This window comes from Helicobacteraceae bacterium, from assembly GCA_031258155.1.
Classification (GTDB): domain Bacteria; phylum Campylobacterota; class Campylobacteria; order Campylobacterales; family SZUA-545; genus JAIRNH01.
In genome coordinates this window covers 25,023-44,068 of the sequence record JAIRNH010000005.1, presented here as the reverse complement: position 1 = coordinate 44,068, position 19,046 = coordinate 25,023, and the positions used below count along the sequence as shown (strand labels likewise).

21 protein-coding genes and 2 tRNA genes are annotated in these 19,046 nt (G+C 51.3%); 8 read left to right on the top strand and 15 right to left on the bottom strand.

Annotated elements, in window-relative coordinates; genetic code table 11:
- Nucleotides 1-138: 138 nt before the first annotated feature.
- The 8 genes from LBF86_01060 to LBF86_01025 all read right to left on the bottom strand — a co-directional run bounded on the left by LBF86_01060 (nucleotide 139) and on the right by LBF86_01025 (nucleotide 6,996).
- Complete coding sequence (locus LBF86_01060; protein ID MDR0664099.1) at nucleotides 139-318, bottom strand: hypothetical protein; 180 nt, start codon at nucleotides 316-318, stop codon at nucleotides 139-141.
- 64 nt (nucleotides 319-382) lie between these two features.
- Nucleotides 383-1,453, bottom strand: coding sequence for an N-acetylmuramoyl-L-alanine amidase (locus tag LBF86_01055; protein MDR0664098.1), 1,071 nt, complete (start codon nucleotides 1,451-1,453; stop codon nucleotides 383-385).
- On the bottom strand, nucleotides 1,437-2,537 hold the full coding sequence (locus tag LBF86_01050; protein MDR0664097.1) for a nitronate monooxygenase: 1,101 nt from the start codon (nucleotides 2,535-2,537) through the stop codon (nucleotides 1,437-1,439). Before LBF86_01050 ends, LBF86_01055 begins: the two co-directional genes overlap by 17 nt.
- A 1-nt stretch (nucleotide 2,538) precedes the next feature.
- Entirely contained in the window at nucleotides 2,539-3,726 is a 1,188-nt protein-coding gene (gene tyrS / locus LBF86_01045; protein ID MDR0664096.1) for a tyrosine--tRNA ligase, read from the bottom strand.
- Nucleotides 3,726-5,876 (bottom strand): RelA/SpoT family protein, encoded by a 2,151-nt coding sequence (locus LBF86_01040; GenBank protein ID MDR0664095.1) that lies wholly within the window; start codon nucleotides 5,874-5,876, stop codon nucleotides 3,726-3,728. The genes tyrS and LBF86_01040 overlap by 1 nt, the downstream gene beginning before the upstream one ends.
- Nucleotides 5,876-6,073 (bottom strand): DNA-directed RNA polymerase subunit omega, encoded by a 198-nt coding sequence (locus LBF86_01035; GenBank protein MDR0664094.1) that lies wholly within the window; start codon nucleotides 6,071-6,073, stop codon nucleotides 5,876-5,878. The genes LBF86_01040 and LBF86_01035 overlap by 1 nt, the downstream gene beginning before the upstream one ends.
- Nucleotides 6,074-6,090: 17 nt before the next feature.
- Nucleotides 6,091-6,798: a UMP kinase gene (pyrH, locus tag LBF86_01030; GenBank protein MDR0664093.1), complete on the bottom strand. Its 708-nt coding sequence runs from the start codon at nucleotides 6,796-6,798 to the stop codon at nucleotides 6,091-6,093.
- A gap of 122 nt (nucleotides 6,799-6,920) precedes the next feature.
- A tRNA-Ala gene (locus tag LBF86_01025) sits at nucleotides 6,921-6,996 on the bottom strand.
- Nucleotides 6,997-7,042: 46 nt separating this feature from the next.
- Here LBF86_01025 and LBF86_01020 point away from each other — a divergent pair.
- Entirely contained in the window at nucleotides 7,043-7,786 is a 744-nt protein-coding gene (locus LBF86_01020; protein MDR0664092.1) for a TIGR04219 family outer membrane beta-barrel protein, read from the top strand.
- A gap of 6 nt (nucleotides 7,787-7,792) precedes the next feature.
- On the opposite strand, the gene dnaG is transcribed toward LBF86_01020, so the two are convergent.
- Nucleotides 7,793-9,400 (bottom strand): DNA primase, encoded by a 1,608-nt coding sequence (gene dnaG / locus LBF86_01015; GenBank protein ID MDR0664091.1) that lies wholly within the window; start codon nucleotides 9,398-9,400, stop codon nucleotides 7,793-7,795.
- 101 nt (nucleotides 9,401-9,501) lie between these two features.
- Nucleotides 9,502-10,227: a pirin family protein gene (locus LBF86_01010; GenBank protein MDR0664090.1), complete on the bottom strand. Its 726-nt coding sequence runs from the start codon at nucleotides 10,225-10,227 to the stop codon at nucleotides 9,502-9,504.
- A 102-nt stretch (nucleotides 10,228-10,329) separates the two neighbouring features.
- Between LBF86_01010 and ribA the strand changes: the two genes are divergently transcribed.
- Genes ribA through LBF86_00990 form a run of 4 tightly spaced genes read left to right on the top strand, consistent with a single transcriptional unit; the run spans nucleotide 10,330 to nucleotide 12,047 of the window.
- Complete coding sequence (ribA, locus tag LBF86_01005; protein ID MDR0664089.1) at nucleotides 10,330-10,899, top strand: GTP cyclohydrolase II; 570 nt, start codon at nucleotides 10,330-10,332, stop codon at nucleotides 10,897-10,899.
- The gene (gene rsmG / locus LBF86_01000; protein ID MDR0664088.1) at nucleotides 10,899-11,489 is read left to right on the top strand and encodes a 16S rRNA (guanine(527)-N(7))-methyltransferase RsmG; all 591 of its coding nucleotides are present in this window, start codon (nucleotides 10,899-10,901) and stop codon (nucleotides 11,487-11,489) included. Before ribA ends, rsmG begins: the two co-directional genes overlap by 1 nt.
- A complete protein-coding gene (locus LBF86_00995; protein MDR0664087.1) occupies nucleotides 11,479-11,682 on the top strand; it encodes a hypothetical protein in 204 nt (67 codons plus the stop codon). The genes rsmG and LBF86_00995 overlap by 11 nt, the downstream gene beginning before the upstream one ends.
- Nucleotides 11,679-12,047: a hypothetical protein gene (locus LBF86_00990; protein MDR0664086.1), complete on the top strand. Its 369-nt coding sequence runs from the start codon at nucleotides 11,679-11,681 to the stop codon at nucleotides 12,045-12,047. The genes LBF86_00995 and LBF86_00990 overlap by 4 nt, the downstream gene beginning before the upstream one ends.
- A gap of 61 nt (nucleotides 12,048-12,108) precedes the next feature.
- Here LBF86_00990 and LBF86_00985 read toward each other — a convergent pair whose 3' ends face one another.
- The 5 genes from LBF86_00985 to plsY all read right to left on the bottom strand — a co-directional run bounded on the left by LBF86_00985 (nucleotide 12,109) and on the right by plsY (nucleotide 16,095).
- On the bottom strand, nucleotides 12,109-13,161 hold the full coding sequence (locus LBF86_00985; GenBank protein ID MDR0664085.1) for a hypothetical protein: 1,053 nt from the start codon (nucleotides 13,159-13,161) through the stop codon (nucleotides 12,109-12,111).
- Between the two features lie 89 nt (nucleotides 13,162-13,250).
- Nucleotides 13,251-14,459, bottom strand: coding sequence for a HAMP domain-containing histidine kinase (locus LBF86_00980; GenBank protein ID MDR0664084.1), 1,209 nt, complete (start codon nucleotides 14,457-14,459; stop codon nucleotides 13,251-13,253).
- Nucleotides 14,438-15,109: a homeostatic response regulator transcription factor HsrA gene (hsrA, locus tag LBF86_00975; GenBank protein MDR0664083.1), complete on the bottom strand. Its 672-nt coding sequence runs from the start codon at nucleotides 15,107-15,109 to the stop codon at nucleotides 14,438-14,440. Before hsrA ends, LBF86_00980 begins: the two co-directional genes overlap by 22 nt.
- A 30-nt stretch (nucleotides 15,110-15,139) precedes the next feature.
- Nucleotides 15,140-15,472 (bottom strand): dihydroneopterin aldolase, encoded by a 333-nt coding sequence (locus tag LBF86_00970; protein ID MDR0664082.1) that lies wholly within the window; start codon nucleotides 15,470-15,472, stop codon nucleotides 15,140-15,142.
- Nucleotides 15,469-16,095 (bottom strand): glycerol-3-phosphate 1-O-acyltransferase PlsY, encoded by a 627-nt coding sequence (gene plsY, locus LBF86_00965; GenBank protein ID MDR0664081.1) that lies wholly within the window; start codon nucleotides 16,093-16,095, stop codon nucleotides 15,469-15,471. The genes LBF86_00970 and plsY overlap by 4 nt, the downstream gene beginning before the upstream one ends.
- A 61-nt stretch (nucleotides 16,096-16,156) precedes the next feature.
- Between plsY and nadA the strand changes: the two genes are divergently transcribed.
- The 3 genes from nadA to LBF86_00950 all read left to right on the top strand — a co-directional run bounded on the left by nadA (nucleotide 16,157) and on the right by LBF86_00950 (nucleotide 18,779).
- On the top strand, nucleotides 16,157-17,140 hold the full coding sequence (gene nadA, locus LBF86_00960) for a quinolinate synthase NadA (protein MDR0664080.1): 984 nt from the start codon (nucleotides 16,157-16,159) through the stop codon (nucleotides 17,138-17,140).
- Between the two features lie 141 nt (nucleotides 17,141-17,281).
- On the top strand, nucleotides 17,282-18,634 hold the full coding sequence (locus tag LBF86_00955) for a nitrogenase molybdenum-cofactor biosynthesis protein NifE (protein ID MDR0664079.1): 1,353 nt from the start codon (nucleotides 17,282-17,284) through the stop codon (nucleotides 18,632-18,634).
- 75 nt (nucleotides 18,635-18,709) lie between these two features.
- Nucleotides 18,710-18,779 (top strand) — tRNA-Phe (locus tag LBF86_00950).
- Nucleotides 18,780-19,046: the final 267 nt, after the last annotated feature.

Below are 19,046 nucleotides of genomic sequence, written 5' to 3'. Positions count from 1 at the left end.
TTGCAAATTTGCGGCTACGCTTTGCGGTTATCGCGCAAAAGTAGCGCATCGCTTCGCGCGTAAATAGCCGCGATCGCCGCGCCAGCCTACGCGAAACAACGCGCCAACTTCTCTTTTCGGCGTCCGCTAGAGCGGCGTTTAGGACTTTTTCAGTAATTTAAGCGCTTCTTTAACGAGGCTTAAGACGTCGGAGGACGCGCACTTCGCCAGCGCTTGCGCGATCTCGCGCGGATTAAATCCCAACGTTTCTAACGCCTGCGCCGCTTTGCCAGCCGCGCTTTCGCCGTCGCCGCACGCAACTAGCCTATCGCAAAAAATAGCATTTTATGCGACGCGAAAGCCGCTTTTTCGCGGCGGTTTATAGCAATCAGCCGTTTTCGTTTCAACGCCGAAAGTTGTTGATAAAGTAGCTTTCGATCCCAAGCGCGATCCCTTCGGCGAGCAGACGTTGATAGCTTGGATCTAAAAGCCGTTTTACCTCGTCTTTATGCGTGATATAGCCGATTTCCACAAGCGCGGCGGGCATTTGCGCCCCCGTTAGCACCCAAAACGGACCCTCCCTAATACCGCCGTCGATCGTTTTTGCGTATTTTTGTCGGGCGTAAAATAGCAATGATCGCTGAATGTCGATCGCAAGTTTATTGGAGCTTACCACCATTTCGCGGTTTAGGAAGTTCAAGAACGCCTCTTTCGAGTATTTTTCCATATTATCGACGACGACCGAGTTTTCCAAAGCCGCCACCTCTTTGGCGCGATCGCTTTTAGCGGGCGAGAGAAAATAGGTTTCTATGCCGGATAGTTTATACGGCGGCGGGCAAGCGTTGGCGTGTATTGAAACGAAAATATCGGCTTTGATCTTATTTGCCAACGAGGTGCGGCTCTGCAACGCGACATATTTGTCGTTTTCGCGCGTCATCTCCACTTCAAAGCCGCGATCGCGAAGGATCTTAGCCGTTAATACCGCTACTTTTAACGCTATATCCTTCTCTTTGGTTTTGTTGACGCCAAGCGCGCCCGTATCGCGCCCTCCGTGTCCCGCGTCGATCGCCACGATCGGTTTATATCCGTCGAGCAAAGCTATTCGCTTCGTTTCAAATTCGATTGTTAGGGTGTTTGCGAGTATTGAGATCGCGACGTCGAACTTATCCTCGCGCGATAATACGATACGCGCTATTTCAGCGTTAAACTGCGCGATCTTAACGCCCGCGTCGGCGGTTTTCGTATCGATAAGAGGTTTGTGCGGATACGAAGCCTTAACGTCTATCACGCGCCTAAAAGGCTCGTCTTGCGTAGGCTTGATGATAAAGTCGTTAATATCGTTAGGGCTAAGCGGGCTTTCAAATTCGACGATTAGGCGATTGCGTTCGAGTTGATAGCGCGTAATTTTTTGCGCGTCAAGCGAAACGGCGAAAAACGCCAGTAAGACGACGACGAATTTAGCTATCTTCTCCATAAACCAGCTTTTTTATCAGATCGCTTACGCTTATAAAACGATCGATCCGATAGCCGTTGCTTCCCGTAAAAAACAACCCCGTTTCCAAATTGCCCTCCGCCGCGTCGCTAAGCCTGTCGGCGATGCAGTATCCGACCGCTTTTGCCTCGATTCCTCTTTTGCACGGAACAACGCAGTTGCTCACGCATTGAATGGGAGGACCAAGCCGCTTATCCACTAGCTCGATAAGATTAGTGCGAATGCCGCGCGCGGGATAACCTACGGGCGAATGCAAAAGCTCTATGTCCTCTTGCTTACACCTAATAAGCAGCTCCTTAAACGCCTGCGGCGCGTCGCATTCGTAGGTTCCTATAAAGCGCGTTCCTATCTGCGCGCCGTCAGCCCCAAGTTCCATAAATTTGACTATATCGTCATGCGTCCATATCCCGCCGGCGGCGAAAACGGGAATGTTACTCGCGATAGATTTAGCCTCCGCCACAACGGGTTTTATAAGATTTTCAAGTTGATAATTCGGATCGAGGCACTGCTCGTAGGTAAAACCCTGATGCCCGCCGCTAAGCGGTCCTTCCAGCACGATCGCGTCGGGGACTCTTTTATAGCGCTGCTCCCAGCGTTTGGCGATCAGCCTCAAGGCTTTGGCGCTTGAAACTATCGGAACAAGCGCCACGTTTGGAAAGTCGGCGGCGTATTCGGGCATATTCATCGGCAATCCCGCGCCGGTGATTATTATATCCGCGCCGGCTTCGCATACGTCGCGAATTACGCGCGGGTAGTCGTTGATAGCGTGAAGCACGTTTGCGCCAAGCGGCTTGTCGCCGCATATTTTGCGCGCGTCCTCGAAAATCTGAAAGGTCGCCTTGCGGTTGTAAAACTGCTCGGTATTGGCGGGACGACCTAGCTGTTGTTTGGTTACAAACGCGCGGTTGTGGTAGTAGCCCGTGCCGATCGCGCTGATAACGCCAAGCGCGCCCGCTAAACTTACCGCGCCGGCTAATTGCGACCAACTGATTCCGACTCCCATGCCGCCTTGAATAATTGGATATTTGATCGTATGGCGACCGATTTTAATCTCTTTAAATTGCAACTTAATTTACCTTTATTTTCGCAAACTTTCTTTTGCCGACCTGCGCGATATACTCTCCCGCGCTCAATTCGATTTTGAAATCGGCGATAATCTCGGCGTTTATTTTAACCGATTTTGATTGTATCATACGGTTTAGCTCGCTAGTAGAAGCGACCAGTTTCGCATCCATAAACGCCTTGCCTATCCATATCGGCGCTTTGAAGCTAAAACTTTGCGCGTCGCTTGGGACGTCGCCTTGTTTGTGAACGCGATCAAACTCCTCTTTAGCTTTACGCGCCGCCGCTTCGCCGCAATAGCGCGAAACAAGCTCGAGCGCCAAAGCCTCCTTGATCTTTTTTGGATGCTCGCCGCCGCGCTTTAACGCTTCGATCTCCTTTACGGTTTTGAAACTCAAAAGTTCATACCACCGCCACATAAGCTCGTCGGAGACGCTCATAATTTTTGCGTGTTGCTCGTTGGCGCTTTCGTCTATGCCGATATAGTTGCCAAGACTTTTACTCATCTTTTGCGCGCCGTCTAAACCCTCTAAAAGCGGCATGGTCATCACCGCCTGTTCGCTTTTGCCGTATGCTTTTTGCAGTTGGCGACCCATAAGCAGATTGAACTTCTGATCGCTACCGCCAAGCTCCAGATCGCTGTTAAGATAGACGCTGTCGTATCCCTGTAGCAACGGATACAAAAATTCGCTGATCGCGATCGGCGTTTGCGCTCTGTAACGCTTTTCAAAATCGTCGCGCTCTAACATGCGCGCCACGCTCGACTCTCTAGCAAGCGCCACGATCCCCGCCGCGCCTAGTTCGTTAAGCCATTCGCCGTTAAAAACGATTTTGGTCTTGTTTGGATCAAGAATTTTAAAAACCTGCCTTTCGTAGGTTTTGGCGTTGTTCATAACCTCGCCGCGCGTCAAAACCTTTCGCGTTTGGTTTTTACCCGTAGGATCGCCGATCGTAGCCGTGAAATCGCCGATTAGAAATTGGACGATCGCGCCGTATTTTTGCATCGCGGCGAGTTTGCTTAACAACGCCGTATGCCCGTAATGTAGATCGGGCGCGGTTGGATCAAAGCCCGCTTTAACGCGCCAATTTTCGCCTTTTTCAAACCACGCCGTCAAACATTTGGTTATTTTTGTCTCGTCGATCAACTCCAAACAGCCGCGTTTGATCTCCGTTAGCGCCTCTTGAACCATTATTATCGCTCCGCGTTTTTATATGAATCGTTTGCCGCCTCGAAAGAAACGACCATAAACCGCTTCTCGATCGCGCCTTTTATCTTGCTTAGCGTCGCAATCGGAAACTCCGCCGTTACGCCGCACCACGTCAGCGAGCTTTCCGCACCGTTTCCCAACGAAAGCGTGGTTATATTTACCTCGCGTTTGAACAGATACTCCAAGAATGCGAGTAGTTCGCCCTTTTTGTTTTGTAAATTGACGACTAGCTTAAACAAGCCCACCTTGCCGCCCACCCAATTTGCCTTGATCGCGTCCGCGCCCTCTTTGAGACGCTTATAGGCGTATTCGCACAGCTTGTGATGAATTACGGCGCGTCCCTTTTTGCCGTAAAACATAAGTATAGAATCGCCGTATCTTGGTTGGCAGCAATGCTCGAAGTCGATCGCGCTTACCGCTTTGGGAGAGCAAATCTCTATGTTTTCTATGCGATACCGTTTAGGCGCGGCGGCGCTTAACCCAAAAAGCGATTTCTTGCGTTTGTCTTTATAGTAGCGCCCTACGATCTCGTCTAGCAGTTTATTATCGCGCGAAACCTTGCGGATCGCCTCCTCGTAACCGCGCAATTTCAGCCAGCTTTCCAACGCAAGCGCATCCTCGTCCAGACAGAAGCGGACTATAGATAGCGCGTTAAGGCGATCGATCTCGCGGCTTCTTTGGTTGCACGCGTGGCGCAGGATATTTTTCGCCCGCGAGGTTTTTAGCGCCTCGATCCAACTGCAACGCGGCATAACCTCTTCTCCGGCGTCGATCTGAACGAGATCGCCCGTTTTTAACTCGGTTAACAGCGGCTGTTTTATACGGTTGATATGCGCCGAAATTGCCCTAAGCCCCAGATCGCTATGGACGATAAAGGCAAAATCCAGCGCCGTCGCGCCGCGAGGCAGGGTGAAGGTATCGCCGCGCGGCGAATAGACGACAATCTCGTCGCTAAAGAGATCGTTTTTGGCAAGCTCGTAAAAATCGAGCGGATTTTCGCCGCTGTATTGCATAGATTCCAGCCAGCCCAGCTTTGGCGAGAGCGCGCCGGCTTTATATTTCCAGTGCGCGGCGATCCCGTATTCGGCGGTTTTGTGCATATCGTAGGTGCGAATCTGAACCTCGTATATGCCGCTAGTGTGAAAGAGCGTCGTGTGGAGCGTCTGGTATCCGTTTTCTTTAGGCAGCGCGATATACTCCTTAAAGCGGGCGATCAGCGGGCGGTATCGCGTATGCAAAAGACCAAGAACCTTGTAGCACTCTTCGGGCGTTCGCACCAGTATTCTAGCCGCCATCAGGTCTAGCACCTCGTCGATCTTAATGCCTTTGCGTTGCATTTTGGTATAGGTGGAGTAGTAGTGTTTAATTCTTGAAACGACTTCAAATCCGTCTTCGACAAAGCCGTTTTGAAGCATAAGGTTTTTAACTTCCGAAATAAACGCGTTCAAGCCAAGCCTTAGCGAATGTCCGCGAGAGAGTATAAAAGCGTCGATCTCCTTATACTCCTTTGGGAAGATGTAATAAAAGCTCCTATCTTCCAGCAGAGTTTTGACAAGCCCGATCCCTAACCTATGCGCGATTGGCGCATATACCACCAGCGTCTCTTCGGCTATGCGGCGGCGCTTGTCTTCGGTTAGCGCTTCTAGCGTGAGCATATTATGCATGCGATCGCATAGCTTAACGACAAGCACGCGCACGTCTTTAATCGACGCTAAAAGCATCTTTCTAAACGTGAGCGCCGATTCGATTAGCTTTTCGTCCTTCCGATCAGAAGGGAGTAGATTCTCTTCGCGAATACGATCGATTTTGGTCAGCCCGTCCACCAGATTCGCCGCGTCCGTTCCAAAATCGGCTTCGATCGCCTCGTAGTCGTAGTCGGTATCCTCGATCGTATCGTGCAAAACGCCCGCCGCCACCATCGCTTCATCGCCGCCAAAAAACGCGACGCTCGCCGCGACTAGCAACGGATGGACGATATACGGTTCGCCCCTCTTGCGCGTTTGCCCCTCGTGCGCTTTGGCGGCTTTTTCGCGCGCTTTTCTAATCGCGGGCGTGTCGATTAGACTAAAAAGCAGCTCTTCCGCTTCGCTCTGATCGCGGATTGTCGCGAAGCAGGAGGGCAGGTCCTCGATCATTAGGGCTTTATTTCAATTAAGCCCGCCGCAATTTCGCGAAGCGCTATATCGACGGGCTTCTCGAATTTCGCGATCTCCACTAGCGGCTTTGCTCCGCTTTGCAACTGCGCGACTCTTTTCGCCACGCCCACAGATAAAAGATAACGATTGTCGTTTGCGTATTTTAACGCTTCCGAAACGACTTTCTCTAAACGCATTTTGATTTCTCCTCGTTTTATTTAATAATGCTACAAGCGGCGTAATCGCCTTTTGCCACTTTTAAAAGAGCGCCTTTATCCATCATGTTGCATACGGCGATCGGCAACGAATTATCTTTAGCAAGCGCAATCGCGGTATCGTCCATTACCTTTATATCGTCGCCCATCGCCTCATCGTAACTAAGCTCGGCGAGCTTTTTGGCTTCCTTGAATTTTTTCGGATCGCGCATATACACGCCGTCCACCTTCGTAGCTTTGATCAACAGCGACGCGCCCACCTCGATCGCCCTAAGCGTCGCGGCGGTGTCCGTCGTGAAAAACGGGTTGCCGGTGCCGGCGGCGAAAATGGCGAGCCGCCCTTTTTCCAGATGGCGACAGGCGCGGCGAACGATATACGGCTCGCACACCTGCTCCATTTTGATCGCGCTTAGCACGCGCGCGCTATGCCCTAACGCCTCTAACGCCTCTTGCAGAGCCACCGCGTTGATCACGGTGGCAAGCATGCCCATATAATCGCCGCTGCTTCGCTTAATAAGCCCGTCGGCGGCGGCGCTAACGCCGCGTATAAAGTTGCCGCCCCCGACGACCACGCCCACTTCGACGTCGTTGTCGCGAAGCTCTTTAAGTTCGAGCGCGATAAATTTCAAAACGCTCGTGTCGATCCCAAAACCGTTTCCAGCCGCTAAAGCCTCGCCTGAAAATTTCACTAAAACGCGCTTTGACATAGTTTGCCTCTATAGTAAGGCGCGGATTTTAACCAATAATACCTTGAACGGCTTTTGTAGCGCGCGGCGGCAAAAAAAAGAAGAGTAACGGACGCTTATTAAATTCAACGCGAAACGTTCTATGGTGGAGCCAAGCGGGATCGAACCGCCGACCTCTTGCATGCCATGCAAGCGCTCTCCCAGCTGAGCTATAGCCCCAAAAAGAAAGACGCATTATAATGGGAGCGTCTTAAAAGGAGGACGCATGAAAAAGTTTTTGATATTTAGCGCGTTTTTGTGCGCGAGCGCGTTTGGCGATCTGCTAGGCTTTGGCGCGGGCGGCGGCGTTTGGCAAGCCGATCCAAGCGGCAAGGCGGAGTATAAGAAAAGCGGCTTAGGCGATCGCTTTGACGTTAAGAAAGTCGGGCTAGACAAGACGACAAACGGCTATCTGTGGGCATACGTCGAGCATGAGGTTCCGATTCTGCCCAATTTCAGAATCGACGGCGCGGCGTTTAGCGCGGACGGAACCAAAAGCGTCAATCTCGATTTCGGCGGGGCGCATTTTAGCGGCGAGACCAAAACCGAATTGACTATGAATCAGGTCGATATTATCGGATACTACATGCTGCCGATACCCGCGATCGATATTCGGCTAGGACTCGGCGCGGAGACGATCGACGGCTCGCTAAAACTTTCGGGGGGCGGGCGTAGCGCAAAAGCGGACCTCTCGTTCGCGCTTCCGATCGCCTACGGCGGCGTTCGCTTTGAACTGCCGTCGATTCCGGTTGGAATCGAAGCGGATTTGAAATATATCGCTTATGATAAATCGCGCGTTAGCGACGCGCGCGCCAAGATCGACTGGGCGTTTATCGACTCGATAGTAAGCGCGGCGATCGAGATCGGCTACCGATCGCGCTCGATCGCGATAGAGGACCTAAGCGGAACCGACGGCGAAGTTGACGTAACGATAGACGGCGTATTCGCGGGCGCGTCCGTTAGGTTTTAAAAATCGCTAAAAGCGTCTAAAGACGATCATTTCGCCGTTTCGCAAACGCACGATCGCCTTTAGCGCCTCTTTCATACGCGCCGTCTCGCGTTCGGCGCGTAGCAGACGCGCCTCTTTTTCGCAAAAGATCGCCGCCAGCCGCCTTATGGCGTTTAACGTCTCCTCTCTGTTTAGCGGTTTAATCCTATCTTCGCTTTGCAAGGGGCGAAGCGCGTTTATATCGCCGTTTATTAGCGCGTTATAGAGATCGCGATGGCTTGAAAAAAGCGCCGCGTCAAGATAGTCGATCAGGCTTGCGTGCAGTTCGCCGTCCAAAGAGAGCGTCTTTATCAGCGCCAGCTCGCCTAAATCCTGCTTGCCGCTTAACAGCGTGGGCGCGATCGCGTTTTTGGCGCGAATCTTAAAACGCCTGAAATCTATCGCCAGCTTTGCCGCCGCGTATCGCGCCGTCTCTTCCGCCGAAAATCTGGAGAGCGAATCTATAAAGCTCTGCGCCTCGTCAAACGCCGCGTCGAAATCGCGCGATCGATCGATAATTTTTTCAACCGCGTATTTTGCGAAAGGTTTCGCGTTTTCATAAGCGCGGGCAAGCGTTTCCGCGCCGCCGCCGGCGATTAGGTCGGCGGGGTCCTTACCGCCCTCGATTGTCGCCGCGCCGCCCTTGAAATTATGCGCCGCCAATAGAACCGAAGCCTTAAAAGCCGCCTCCTGCCCCGCCGCGTCGCTATCGTAGGAGAGAATGATTTTCGGATCGTCAAGCCGTTTTAGCAAAGGTAGATGGTCGTTGGTTAGCGCCGTGCCGAGCGTCGCGATCGCGTTTGAAAAACCCGCTTGGTGTAGCATAACCGCGTCCATATAGCCTTCGCACAAAATCGCGGTTTTTTGCTTTAGTATCGCCTCGCGCGCGATATTAAATCCGTATAAAAGCCGCGACTTGTTAAAAAACTCGCTCTGCGGCGAGTTGATATATTTCGCGGGGTGATTGACAAGCGTTCTGCCGCCAAAGCCCGCGATCGCGCCGTTTGGGGTGTAAATGGGAAAAATTACGCGCTTGGTAAAACGCGCGTAAAACCTGCCTCCTTCGTCCTCGACAAGCGCGCCCGCCTCTTTTGCCGCCTCGAAGGGTATCTTTTCGCGCCGCAAAAAATCCAGTTGCGCGTAACTATCGGGCGCGTAGCCAATCTCGAAACGCTCTATTGTCGCTTCGCTAAGCCCGCGCGATCTTAGATACCCCGTAGCTTCGTCGTTCTTGCTAAGCTCTTCGACAAAAAAAGTTTTCAGCGCCTCTAGCGGGCGGTAATCGCGTTTTTTCACCCGCGCGCCCGTTTCGTATTCAAGCGCGATGTTATATTGATCGGCGATTTTTTGCGCCGCCTCCTCGAAGGTTAGCCGTTCAATCTGCTGAACAAAAGTGATAACGTCGCCCTTTGCTTGGCAGCCAAAGCAGTAGTAAAAACCCTTTGGACTAACGTTAAAGCTGGCGGTGCGCTCCTCGTGAAAGGGGCAGCGCGCCTTATATGTCGCGCCCGATCGCTTCAGCTCGATGTGCGATCCAATCAGATCGACTATATCCACGCGGGATTTCAACAGTTCGATCGACTCTTTTTTTATCATCTAACGCCAAAAAAGAGAGACGGCGCGCCTGTTAATTCGCCTAATTTGATCGAGCATTGCGCGGCTTGCGATTGCGGCGGGCGGCGGCAAACTTCTATTTTTCAAGATTTTTTCATCTCGATAATCAGCGCGTGCGCCTCGCCTTGCGCTTTTATAGAGACGCCCTCGTTAGCGATCTCCGCCGCGTCGCGCTCGTTTAGCGTCGCCTTTTCGCCGCTTGTTTTGGCGGTTACTAGCGCCGCGCCCTCGATCAAAACCAGATACGCCTGCCTACCAGTTTTGATCTCAAAATCTATCGTTTTGCCCGCGCTTAGCGCCGTCGCGTAAAGATTGACGTCTTGATGAATCCTAATCGGCGCGTCGGTTTTCGCGTTATCGACGCAAGAGGCGATCGCCAGCCAGCGATCGCGGCGATCTTCGAACTCGAACTGATAATCGCCGTAATTTGGCGCGTAGCCGCTCTGATCGGGAATAATCCATATTTGCAAAAACCTAAGCGGCGTTTTACCAAGATTCATCTCGCTATGCAAAACGCCCTTGCCCGCGCTCATATACTGCGCCTCGCCGCGTTTAAGCGTCCGTCTGTTGCCCATCGTGTCGCCGTGCGTTAATTCGCCTTCGATTACGTAGGAGATAATCTCCATATTTTTGTGCGGGTGCGGTCCGAAGCCCCCGCCCGCCTTAACCGTGTCGTCGTTTAGGACGCGCAACGCGCCAAATTGCACGTTATCGGGGTTGCGGTAATCCGCGAACGAGAAGTGAAAATGGCTCTCTAGCCAATCTTTTTTGCCGCGCCCCATCAATTTGTGATCTATATATCGAAGCATACGGTTCTCCTTTGCGGATAATTTTATCCTTTGTCGATAAAAACGACGTTTTGAAAACGCGGAGTTTGGTTAGTTTCAGTCCGAATTGTTACAATCAGCGCAATGAATATAGAAATATCGGAAATCGCCAATTTGCCTACCAAGCACGGCGTCTTTAAAGCGCAGGCGTTCAGAGAGGGGGGCAAGGATCATATGGTTATTCGCACGGAGCGGCTCGACTGCCCCGCGCCGCTTGTGCGCGTGCATAGCGAATGTCTTACGGGCGACGCTCTCTTTAGCCGCAAGTGCGATTGCGGCGAACAGCTCGACATGGCGATGAAACTGATCGCCGCCGAGCGGTGCGGGGCAATCTTATATCTGCGCCAAGAGGGCAGAAATATCGGGCTTTTTAACAAAATAAACGCATACGCGTTGCAAGATCGGGGGCTGGATACCTTCGAGGCGAATCATCAATTAGGCTTTGCCGACGACGAGCGCAGTTACGAAATCGCCGAATATATATTAAAGTATTTGGGGTTAAAACGCATACGATTGTTAACTAATAACCCCAGCAAAATAGAGAGTCTTAAAGGCGTAGAGATTCTCAAGCGCGAGCCGCTGATTATTAAGCCGAACCCGCACAACGAAGTTTATCTGCGCGTCAAAAAAGAAAAAAGCGGACACCTGTTGTAATGAGAGAACTTAAAAACAGGCTGTTGGCAAATCGACTTATTATGATCGAGGAGTTCTATCAAAAAAGCGATCAGTTTTCGCGTATTTTGCTTAATTGGAACAAGGCGCACAACCTTAGCGGCGCTAGAACCGAGCGCGACGTGCAAAAACATATATTCGACAGCGTATATCCGCTGACTTTTTTAGACGATTTTAAAAGCTGTCTGGATATTGGCAGCGGCGCTGGTTTTCCAGGACTAATTTTGGCGATGGCAAAGCCGCGATCGTATTTTACGCTCGTAGAACCGCTTAATAAACGCGCCGCTTTTTTGCAATTTGCCGCAGCTATTTTGCATATCGACAACGCGGAAATTATCGATAAGCGAGCCGAGCAAGTCCCGATAAAAAACTATGATCTGATCGTCTCGCGCGCGGTAAGCGATGGCAAAACTATTTACGGGCTTGCCAAACCGTTTATGGGAGCCAATTCGATCTTGTTGCTCTACAAAGGCAAAAATACGGCGCGCGAAGCGACGGCGATCGGAGCTAAAACTGTCGCCGCGCCGCACGCGACATATCTTTTGGTTGGGAGGCGGGCGTTTGTGGCTTAGAATCGCGCTTCTCGCGCTACTGTTAGGCGCGATATATTTTTTCTTTTTTCGCAGTCGCTTAAAACCGTCTAAAAACGACGCGATTGATATGATCAAATGCGCCAAATGCGACGCTTATATAGCGGCTGACGAAGCTATAATAAAAAACGGCAAAACGTTTTGCTCAAAAAAATGCGCGGAGGCTAAACGATGATTTTAATCGGCGTTAATAAAGCGATCGACGCGGAAAAGGCGGTTGTTTTTGTCAAATCGATAGCCGATATTAACAAAACTCCGTCGGGTTCGCTGGTAGCGCTGGATTTTAAGGAGTCGGATTTGGAGTTTTACGCAAGCGTCGATATAGCGATCGCCGTTAAAGTGAATAATATACGCGATTTTATCCTCTTGGCAAGCGCCAAAGCCAAATACGCGCTCGCCGATTTGCCTCTTGCCGCAAAACTTCAAAAATTAGCCGATCGTTACCTGTTTGATATTAAAGTTTTGGCGATCGCTCCGTCCTCGAAGATAGAGAAAATAGCGAAGCTCGGCATAGACGGCATTTTTGCCTTAAGCGCGTAACGCATCGCGTTTTATCCATAATTTATCATTTGCTTACGCGATTTTTGCTATTAGGTTGATACTAATCCTCGTCGTTTAGTAGCCGTTTGATTAACTCCGGACGTTTATTAAGCTCTTTGGCGAGCCGTCCAAAACCGGACGAGCGATTTTCCGTAATCTGTCGTCGCCCGTCAAAGTGGGTAACTAGCGTTGTATAGATTTTTTTTGCGGCGCCAAGCGCAAACAGATCGGTTAGCGCGGCGAGATTGGTTTGATAGCGATCTAGGTCGGGGTTATTATGTAAAGTTTTGCCGCCGGTATCCGGAACCGCGTTTATGCAGACTATGCGATCGCCAAAACGCTCTTTGGCGTAGCGCTGAACTTCGTAGCTATCCGTGCAAAGCGCTATTTTCTCGCAAGAGGAGTTTTGAGCGACGCTCTCTAAAAACGGCTTATAATCGGTTTTGTAGTCGCTGTGGCGAATATGGACGGCGTCGTATTCGCCTAGTTGTTCCACTATCTCTTTAATATGCGATCGAACCTTCGGCGCAAGCCCAAAGAAAGAGAACGCTCCTATCGCCTCGTTGCCTATAATGTCGCCAAAATACATTAAAACTCTATCTTCGTATGATTTGTTCAGATCAAAACTGATCGCCGAGCGGTTTAACCAGCGATCAATTAACTTTTTGAGATATTTAGGATAACTATCAAATACCTCCAGCGAGGAATCTATCCTGTCGAATTTAATCTTCTCTCTCTGGGCGGCGGCGGCGAAGTAGCGTCCAAGATCGTCCAAAAATCCCTCCGCGCTTCCGTCGATATAGATAGTTCGATTATTATCTAAAGCGTAATTTATACATCTGTTTATTATGCAAAGCATATCGTTAAGTCCGCCCTTAGGACAGCATAAAAGATATTTTTGCGAGTTTTTATCTATTGTTGCGTTAAAAAACTTCAAAAGTCGGTCGGAAACCAGCAGATGCGAACGTTTAATTTTTAGGCGATCGACAATCTCTTTGCGCCGCTCTCTTTTTATTAAATAACATCGTTTAATAATGGAGCATAATATTTGTAGCCGTTGGCGCGTTAGATAAAACAGCGTCAAAGCGACGACGAATAGGATTTTTTCGCGCATATTGTAAGCATTCCGCCTAATTTAATTCTAGGCAAAATTATAGCGGCGCGCGGCTAATTTTACGCTTTACCGTCGTTTTCAATCCAAGTTTAGCTAATTAAAATCGGCTTGATCGGCTCCATAATCAAAGTCGCGATCGCGCCCCGACTGTCCGCGCGGTTTTGTATAGTTAGCGTCGCGCCCAGCGCCATCGCGGCGTTTTTCGCCAGATAGAGTCCAAGCCCCGCGCCTTTATGCGCGCCCTTTCCAGAAAACGGCGCGAAGAGATCAAAACCTTCCGCTATGCCCTCGCCCTCGTCGATCGTCTCGATCGTAAGGCGCTCGCCCTCGAAGCGGCTTTGAAAAAATATCCGCTTGCCTTCGGGGGTAAATTTCAGCGCGTTGCTAAAGAGGTTTTGAATAATGTGGCTAATAAGCGTCGGGCGCGTCTCGATTACCAGCGATTTTGGTTCTATATTGACTATCAGCTCGCATTTGCGATCGGCGGCTAACAGCGCGAAATCTTTGGCTTTGGCGGCGAGAAATCTGCATACATCTATGGTTTCGGGCGGATCAAACTGCGCGTATTCGGCGCGTCCTATCTCTAAGACGGTATGCGTCATCTTGCCCATCTCGTCAATCGAGCGGTTGGTGTCGCGCAGGGTTTCCTGATACCTTTCCGGCGTTCGGGTTCTAAGAAGCGTAACGTCGTTTCTTGTGCGGATCACCGCTAAAGGCGTTTTTAACTCGTGAGCGATCCCCACAAACAGCTCGCGTTGATAGGCGATATGCCCCTTTATGCGCTCTAGCAGCATATTAAGCGCGTTGGTTAGCGGTCGTAATTCGACGGGAACGTTTTGGGTGGCGGCGATCGGCGAAAGCGAGCGCTCGTCCATTTTGGCAAGCTCTTCCGTAAGCGTCCTGATCGGTCGCGCGAGAAAGCAAGAGTAAAGCCACGCGATAAACGGGATCAGCACAAAGGAGATGATATTCGCCGCGAGAACGACGTTGCGTATCTTTGTTAGGAGTTTGCAATCTTCCGTAATATCCCGCTCTACGTTTATCCTGTTTTCACCGTTTCTGTATTCTAGGCGATAGAATATCCGAGCCTCTCTCTCCGTCTCGCTAAAACTGATCGCCGCTTGCGTCCGCTCGTCGCCCTCAGCGATCGATTGGGCGATCATATCGCGCTCGATTTCATTATAGATACCGCGCTCGATCATCGAATAGACAAGGTAAGAAAAGCCGAAAACTAGCGCCGCGAAGATCGGCAGAAGTTTGAAGGCGAACTCCGCTCTTAGGCTTTTTTGGGATAACAAAATCTGTATCCGCGCCGCCTTACCGTCTCGATCGTGTCGATTTTAAGCGGTTTGTCGATCTTTTGGCGAATCTGGTTGATCGCCACTTCGATCACGTTGGGAGTAACTAGCTCCGGCTCCTCCCAGATCGCGTCAAGCAACTGCTCTTTGGATACGATCTGATCGCGGTGGCGCGCCAAGTGGGCTAACACTTCGAACGGCTTGCCCTTTAACTCTATCTCTTTGGCTCTGAAAGTTATCTTCTCGTCGTCGGGATCGATAATCAGATCGCCGATCTCAATCAAATTCGTGCCGCCGAAACGAAGCCTCGCCTCGATACGCGAAACAAGCACGTCGAACTCGAACGGCTTGCAGATATAGTCGTCCGCGCCGCTTTTTAGCGCCTCGATTTCGCTTTCGCGATCGTCTCTAGCGCTGATCATTACGCACGCGGCGCGCTGGTTTTTTCGTTTAACTTCTGGAATCACCTCTAACCCGTTGCCGTCTGGCAACATCCAATCGGTAAGCACAAGATCATAATTGCGAATGCCTATATAGTATTGCGCGTCTTTAAGGCTTTCCGCTTCGTCCGTTTGAAAGCCTAGCTCGCGTAGCCCTTCGGAAAGCGTTTTATTGAGCGTGCTTTCATCTTCAACAATTAAGATACGCATAAGCGCCCTTTTCTTAAAAATTGCTGATAATTATAGCATATCGCGCCTAAGCGAAACCGCCGCGCGAAAGCCGAGCGAAATATCCGGTTTTTCAAGCGTAAGTTTGACTCTCTCGATCGATTTATTTAATTGTAAAATCTCCGCAACAATCGCCTCCAGCGCATCCTCGAGCAGTCCAAAACGTCCGTCGATCAGCCGCGCCGTTATTAGATCGGCTACGGCGGCGTAATCGACAAAGTCCCCCGCGGTTTTATAGCCGTAATCTATCTTCGCGCTCGCCAAAATTCGTTGCGGCTTTTCGCGTTCGCTTGGCAAAACGCCGATAATCGCGTCGATCGTCAGGTCTTCAACCGATACTCTCACGCTACGCGCGCCTCTTCTCTCTTAAACAGCCTGATAATGTTCGGAATATGTTTATACAGGATAATAAACCCGCAGATTACGATCGGCGCGTGAGTTTTGACGACGGGCAGTTCGGGGTGAATGACGAAACTAAGCGCGACGGCGCTTAACATACCCGCAAGCGAGGCTAGCGACGATATTTTAAGCAATTTGCCCACGATATACCACGCGACCAAGCCTAGCGTCGCCTCGATCGGCAACAAAACCATCACCGCGCCGACGCCCGTCGCCACGCCTTTGCCGCCCTCGAACAGCAGATAGGGGCTAAAGCAATGCCCGATCACGGCTAACACGGCGATCGTCCATAACACGTTTTCGTCCAATCCGACTATCATAGCTACGATCATCACAAGCGGCGCTTTGAGCGCGTCGCAAGCGAAAGTGGCGACGGCTAATTTTTTCGCCAAAGAGGGATCGCGCTCTTTTACGACGCGAAGCACGTTTGTCGCGCCAATGCTCCCGCTGCCGCTTTGGCGAATATCCGCGCCGCCGAAAAACTTCGCGAGCAACACGCCGAAAGGAATCGCCCCGATCAGATAGGCGGCGAGATAAAACTGAATATTGATATTAAAGAAAATATCCACGCATACTCTCCAAAGTAAGACTGGTATAATCGGAAAGCGTAAGTATAGTAAAGGGATTATTTTGGACGTTGCGCAAACGATACGGCGGCTTAAAGCCGAGCAGAAAATTACGGTGGCGGCGCACTACTATCAGCGCGACGAGGTGATCGCCGTCGCGGATTTCGTGGGCGATAGTTTGGAGCTATCCAAAAAATCCGCCGCCGATTCCAATCCGTATTTGATCTTTTGCGGCGTGGGGTTTATGGCGCAGAGCGTCAAAACCTTAGCGCCAAACAAGCGCGTTTTTATGCCGCGGATCGCCTGTTGCTCGATGGCTAGAATGATTGACGGCGCGAGTTTTGAGCGATCAATCGCGGCTATGAACGAAGCGGGGATCGACAGCGGCGATATTATGCCCGTTACCTATATCAACTCTCAAGCGGAGATCAAAGCGCGCGTGGCGAAAATGGGCGGTATGGTATGCACCAGCGCGAACGCGGAGACTATTATCCGCAAGGCGCTCGAAAGCGGCAAGAAAATATTTTTCACGCCCGATCGCTGTTTGGGACTGAATCTGGCAAAGAGGATCAACATAAGCGCGGCGGTGTTGGGAAGGGATAAGGATTTTGCCGATAAAGAGCTGATCGCCTACGACGGTTTTTGCTCCGTTCATCAGCTTTTCGCGCCCTCCGACGTCGAGTTTTACCGCCAAAAATATCCCGATATTCTGATCGCCGTTCATCCCGAATGCGATCCTAGCGTGGTCGATCTCGCCGATTTCGTCGGCTCGACAAGCCAGATAATCAAATGGGTTCGCTCACAGCCGATCGAACAGCCGATCGCGGTCGGCACGGAGTTTAACCTCGTCAATCGCCTACGCGAAAAGAACACCTTCGTCCTTAGTTCCACCAAGCCCGAATGCCCCACGATGAACGAAACGACGTTGCGCGATCTGTTGGGCGTTATGCAAAGCGTGGAAAATAGAACTTTTATGAACGAGATCGAGGTTGAAGAGGAGGAGCGCAAATGGGCTAAGATCGCGCTCGATCGTATGCTCGCGTTATGAAGGGCAAGCTCTTTTCGTTTGCAACGCTTTGAGCTCCATTGCCGCCCAGATAGCGATTATGTCCGCGCGGCGCTTATTTGTTGGGCGCTATATGGCGCGTTTGCGGCGTAAAATGCTCGTAACTTAACCGCAAGGACAAAAATGCTTGCCGCGCCAAAAGAGCTATTTATAGAAAGCGCCTGCGAACATAACGCGACAAAAAAAAGCGCCTGCAACCGCCCTACGCCGGGCGCTACTAGCGGCGGGTGCGCTTTCGAAGGCGCGCAAATATCGCTGTTTCCGTTCGCGGAGGCGGCGCATATCGTTCATGGTCCCGCTACCTGTCTTGGCGCGTCATGGGAGACCCGCCAAACGCTTACGACGCATAGCGGGCGCGATATGACGCAAACGGGGCTTTGCACGCAGATTGGCGAAAACGAGGTGATATTCGGCGGCGAAAAGAGACTCGCGGCGGCGATCGACGAAGCGATAAAAACCTTCGCGCCAAAGGCGGTTTTCGTCTATTCCACATGCGTTACCGCGCTAATTGGCGACGATATAGACGCGGTATGCAAGGCAAAGGGCGACGAATACGACGTTCCCATAGTTCCCGTCCATGCCCCGGGCTTTGTGGGAAGCAAAAATTTCGGCTCTCGCCTAGCGGGAGAAGCGCTTTTTGGTCGCCTAATCGGCACGTTAGAGCCAACAGAAACAAAGCCGTTCGAGATTAACCTGCTGGGCGAGTACAACGTAACTGGCGATATGCTCCGCTATACGCCCATATTAAACGAGATCGGAATTAACGTTCGCGCGACGCTCAGCGGCGACGGGCGAATCGACGCGATCCGCTCCGCCCACCGCGCCAAACTCAACGCGCTGGTTTGCGCCCAATCGCTCGTAACTCTGGCGCGAAAGATGCAAGAGCGATACGGCATACCATACGTAAGCGTCAGCTTTTACGGCAAGCGCGACACATCAAACGCGATCCGCGCTATCGCGGGGGCGTTTGGCGACGAGGCGTTAATCGCAAAGGCAAACGAGGTTATCGCAAAATACGAGGCGCGATGCGAAGCCAAACTCGCGCCCTACAAAGCGAAACTAATAGGCAAAAAAGCGGTGTTAAACACGGGCGGCAACAAATCGTGGGCGTTTATCTCGGCGCTGCAAGATATAGGCGTAGAGGTTACGGCGACGGCGATCAACAAAGCTACGCTAGAAGATCAGGCGAAGGCTCGGGCGTATCTGGGCGCAAAGGGCGTATTGATGAAAAAACCCGCCGACGAACAAGCAAAAGCGATCAAAGAGAGCGGCGCGGATATTCTATTTGCCGGAGGGCGGAGTCTATATACGGCGCTGAAAAATAACGTCGCGTTCGTAGATGTAAATCAGGAGAAAAAGGTAAGCTACGGCGGTTACGACGGGCTGATCGATTTTGCCGCCGACGTTTTAGCCGCGCTGGAAAATCCCGCGTTTAAGATCGCAAACTCTAAAGCGCCTTGGGAGAAAGCGGTTTAAGTAGCGGTCATCCGCTTTTTAAAGCAATAGCGCGGACATAGTCTGGTCGGCAGCCGTTAGCGCCGCTTTCGCAACGCGGCGGCTTTGTAGCCTGAAGCGACGGACTAAAAATCCGCGCGCGTCGGTTCAATTCCGCGCCGCCGTCTCTTAAACTTTCGGCTAATCTTTTAATATAACCGGAGCGTAGATGTAACTAACGTCGCCTTCGGTCAGGGTAATCGAGCATCTGCGATCGCAATTAACGGCGGAAAATAGTATCGGCGGTTGCGCGTCGCCAAATGTTTTTGGCAAAAACGACCTTCCGTCTCCCTCTTTGCAACTCTTTGCGACGGCGTCGCCGCGCCGCTGGCTAACCTCGCGCAGATCGTCTTGATTGATTTCGGACGAGCAACCGCCCGCAAAGACGGCGGTT

Coding starts and splice junctions, on each gene's coding strand:
- LBF86_01055 (MDR0664098.1), bottom strand. CDS start 1,453: ATGGAGAAGATAGCTAAATTCGTCGTCGTCTTACTGGCGTTTTTCGCC.
- LBF86_01040 (MDR0664095.1), bottom strand. CDS start 5,876: ATGATCGAGGACCTGCCCTCCTGCTTCGCGACAATCCGCGATCAGAGC.
- LBF86_01035 (MDR0664094.1), bottom strand. CDS start 6,073: ATGCGTTTAGAGAAAGTCGTTTCGGAAGCGTTAAAATACGCAAACGAC.
- pyrH (MDR0664093.1), bottom strand. CDS start 6,798: ATGTCAAAGCGCGTTTTAGTGAAATTTTCAGGCGAGGCTTTAGCGGCT.
- LBF86_01020 (MDR0664092.1), top strand. CDS start 7,043: ATGAAAAAGTTTTTGATATTTAGCGCGTTTTTGTGCGCGAGCGCGTTT.
- dnaG (MDR0664091.1), bottom strand. CDS start 9,400: ATGATAAAAAAAGAGTCGATCGAACTGTTGAAATCCCGCGTGGATATA.
- LBF86_01010 (MDR0664090.1), bottom strand. CDS start 10,227: ATGCTTCGATATATAGATCACAAATTGATGGGGCGCGGCAAAAAAGAT.
- ribA (MDR0664089.1), top strand. CDS start 10,330: ATGAATATAGAAATATCGGAAATCGCCAATTTGCCTACCAAGCACGGC.
- rsmG (MDR0664088.1), top strand. CDS start 10,899: ATGAGAGAACTTAAAAACAGGCTGTTGGCAAATCGACTTATTATGATC.
- LBF86_00990 (MDR0664086.1), top strand. CDS start 11,679: ATGATTTTAATCGGCGTTAATAAAGCGATCGACGCGGAAAAGGCGGTT.
- LBF86_00985 (MDR0664085.1), bottom strand. CDS start 13,161: ATGCGCGAAAAAATCCTATTCGTCGTCGCTTTGACGCTGTTTTATCTA.
- hsrA (MDR0664083.1), bottom strand. CDS start 15,109: ATGCGTATCTTAATTGTTGAAGATGAAAGCACGCTCAATAAAACGCTT.
- LBF86_00955 (MDR0664079.1), top strand. CDS start 17,282: ATGCTTGCCGCGCCAAAAGAGCTATTTATAGAAAGCGCCTGCGAACAT.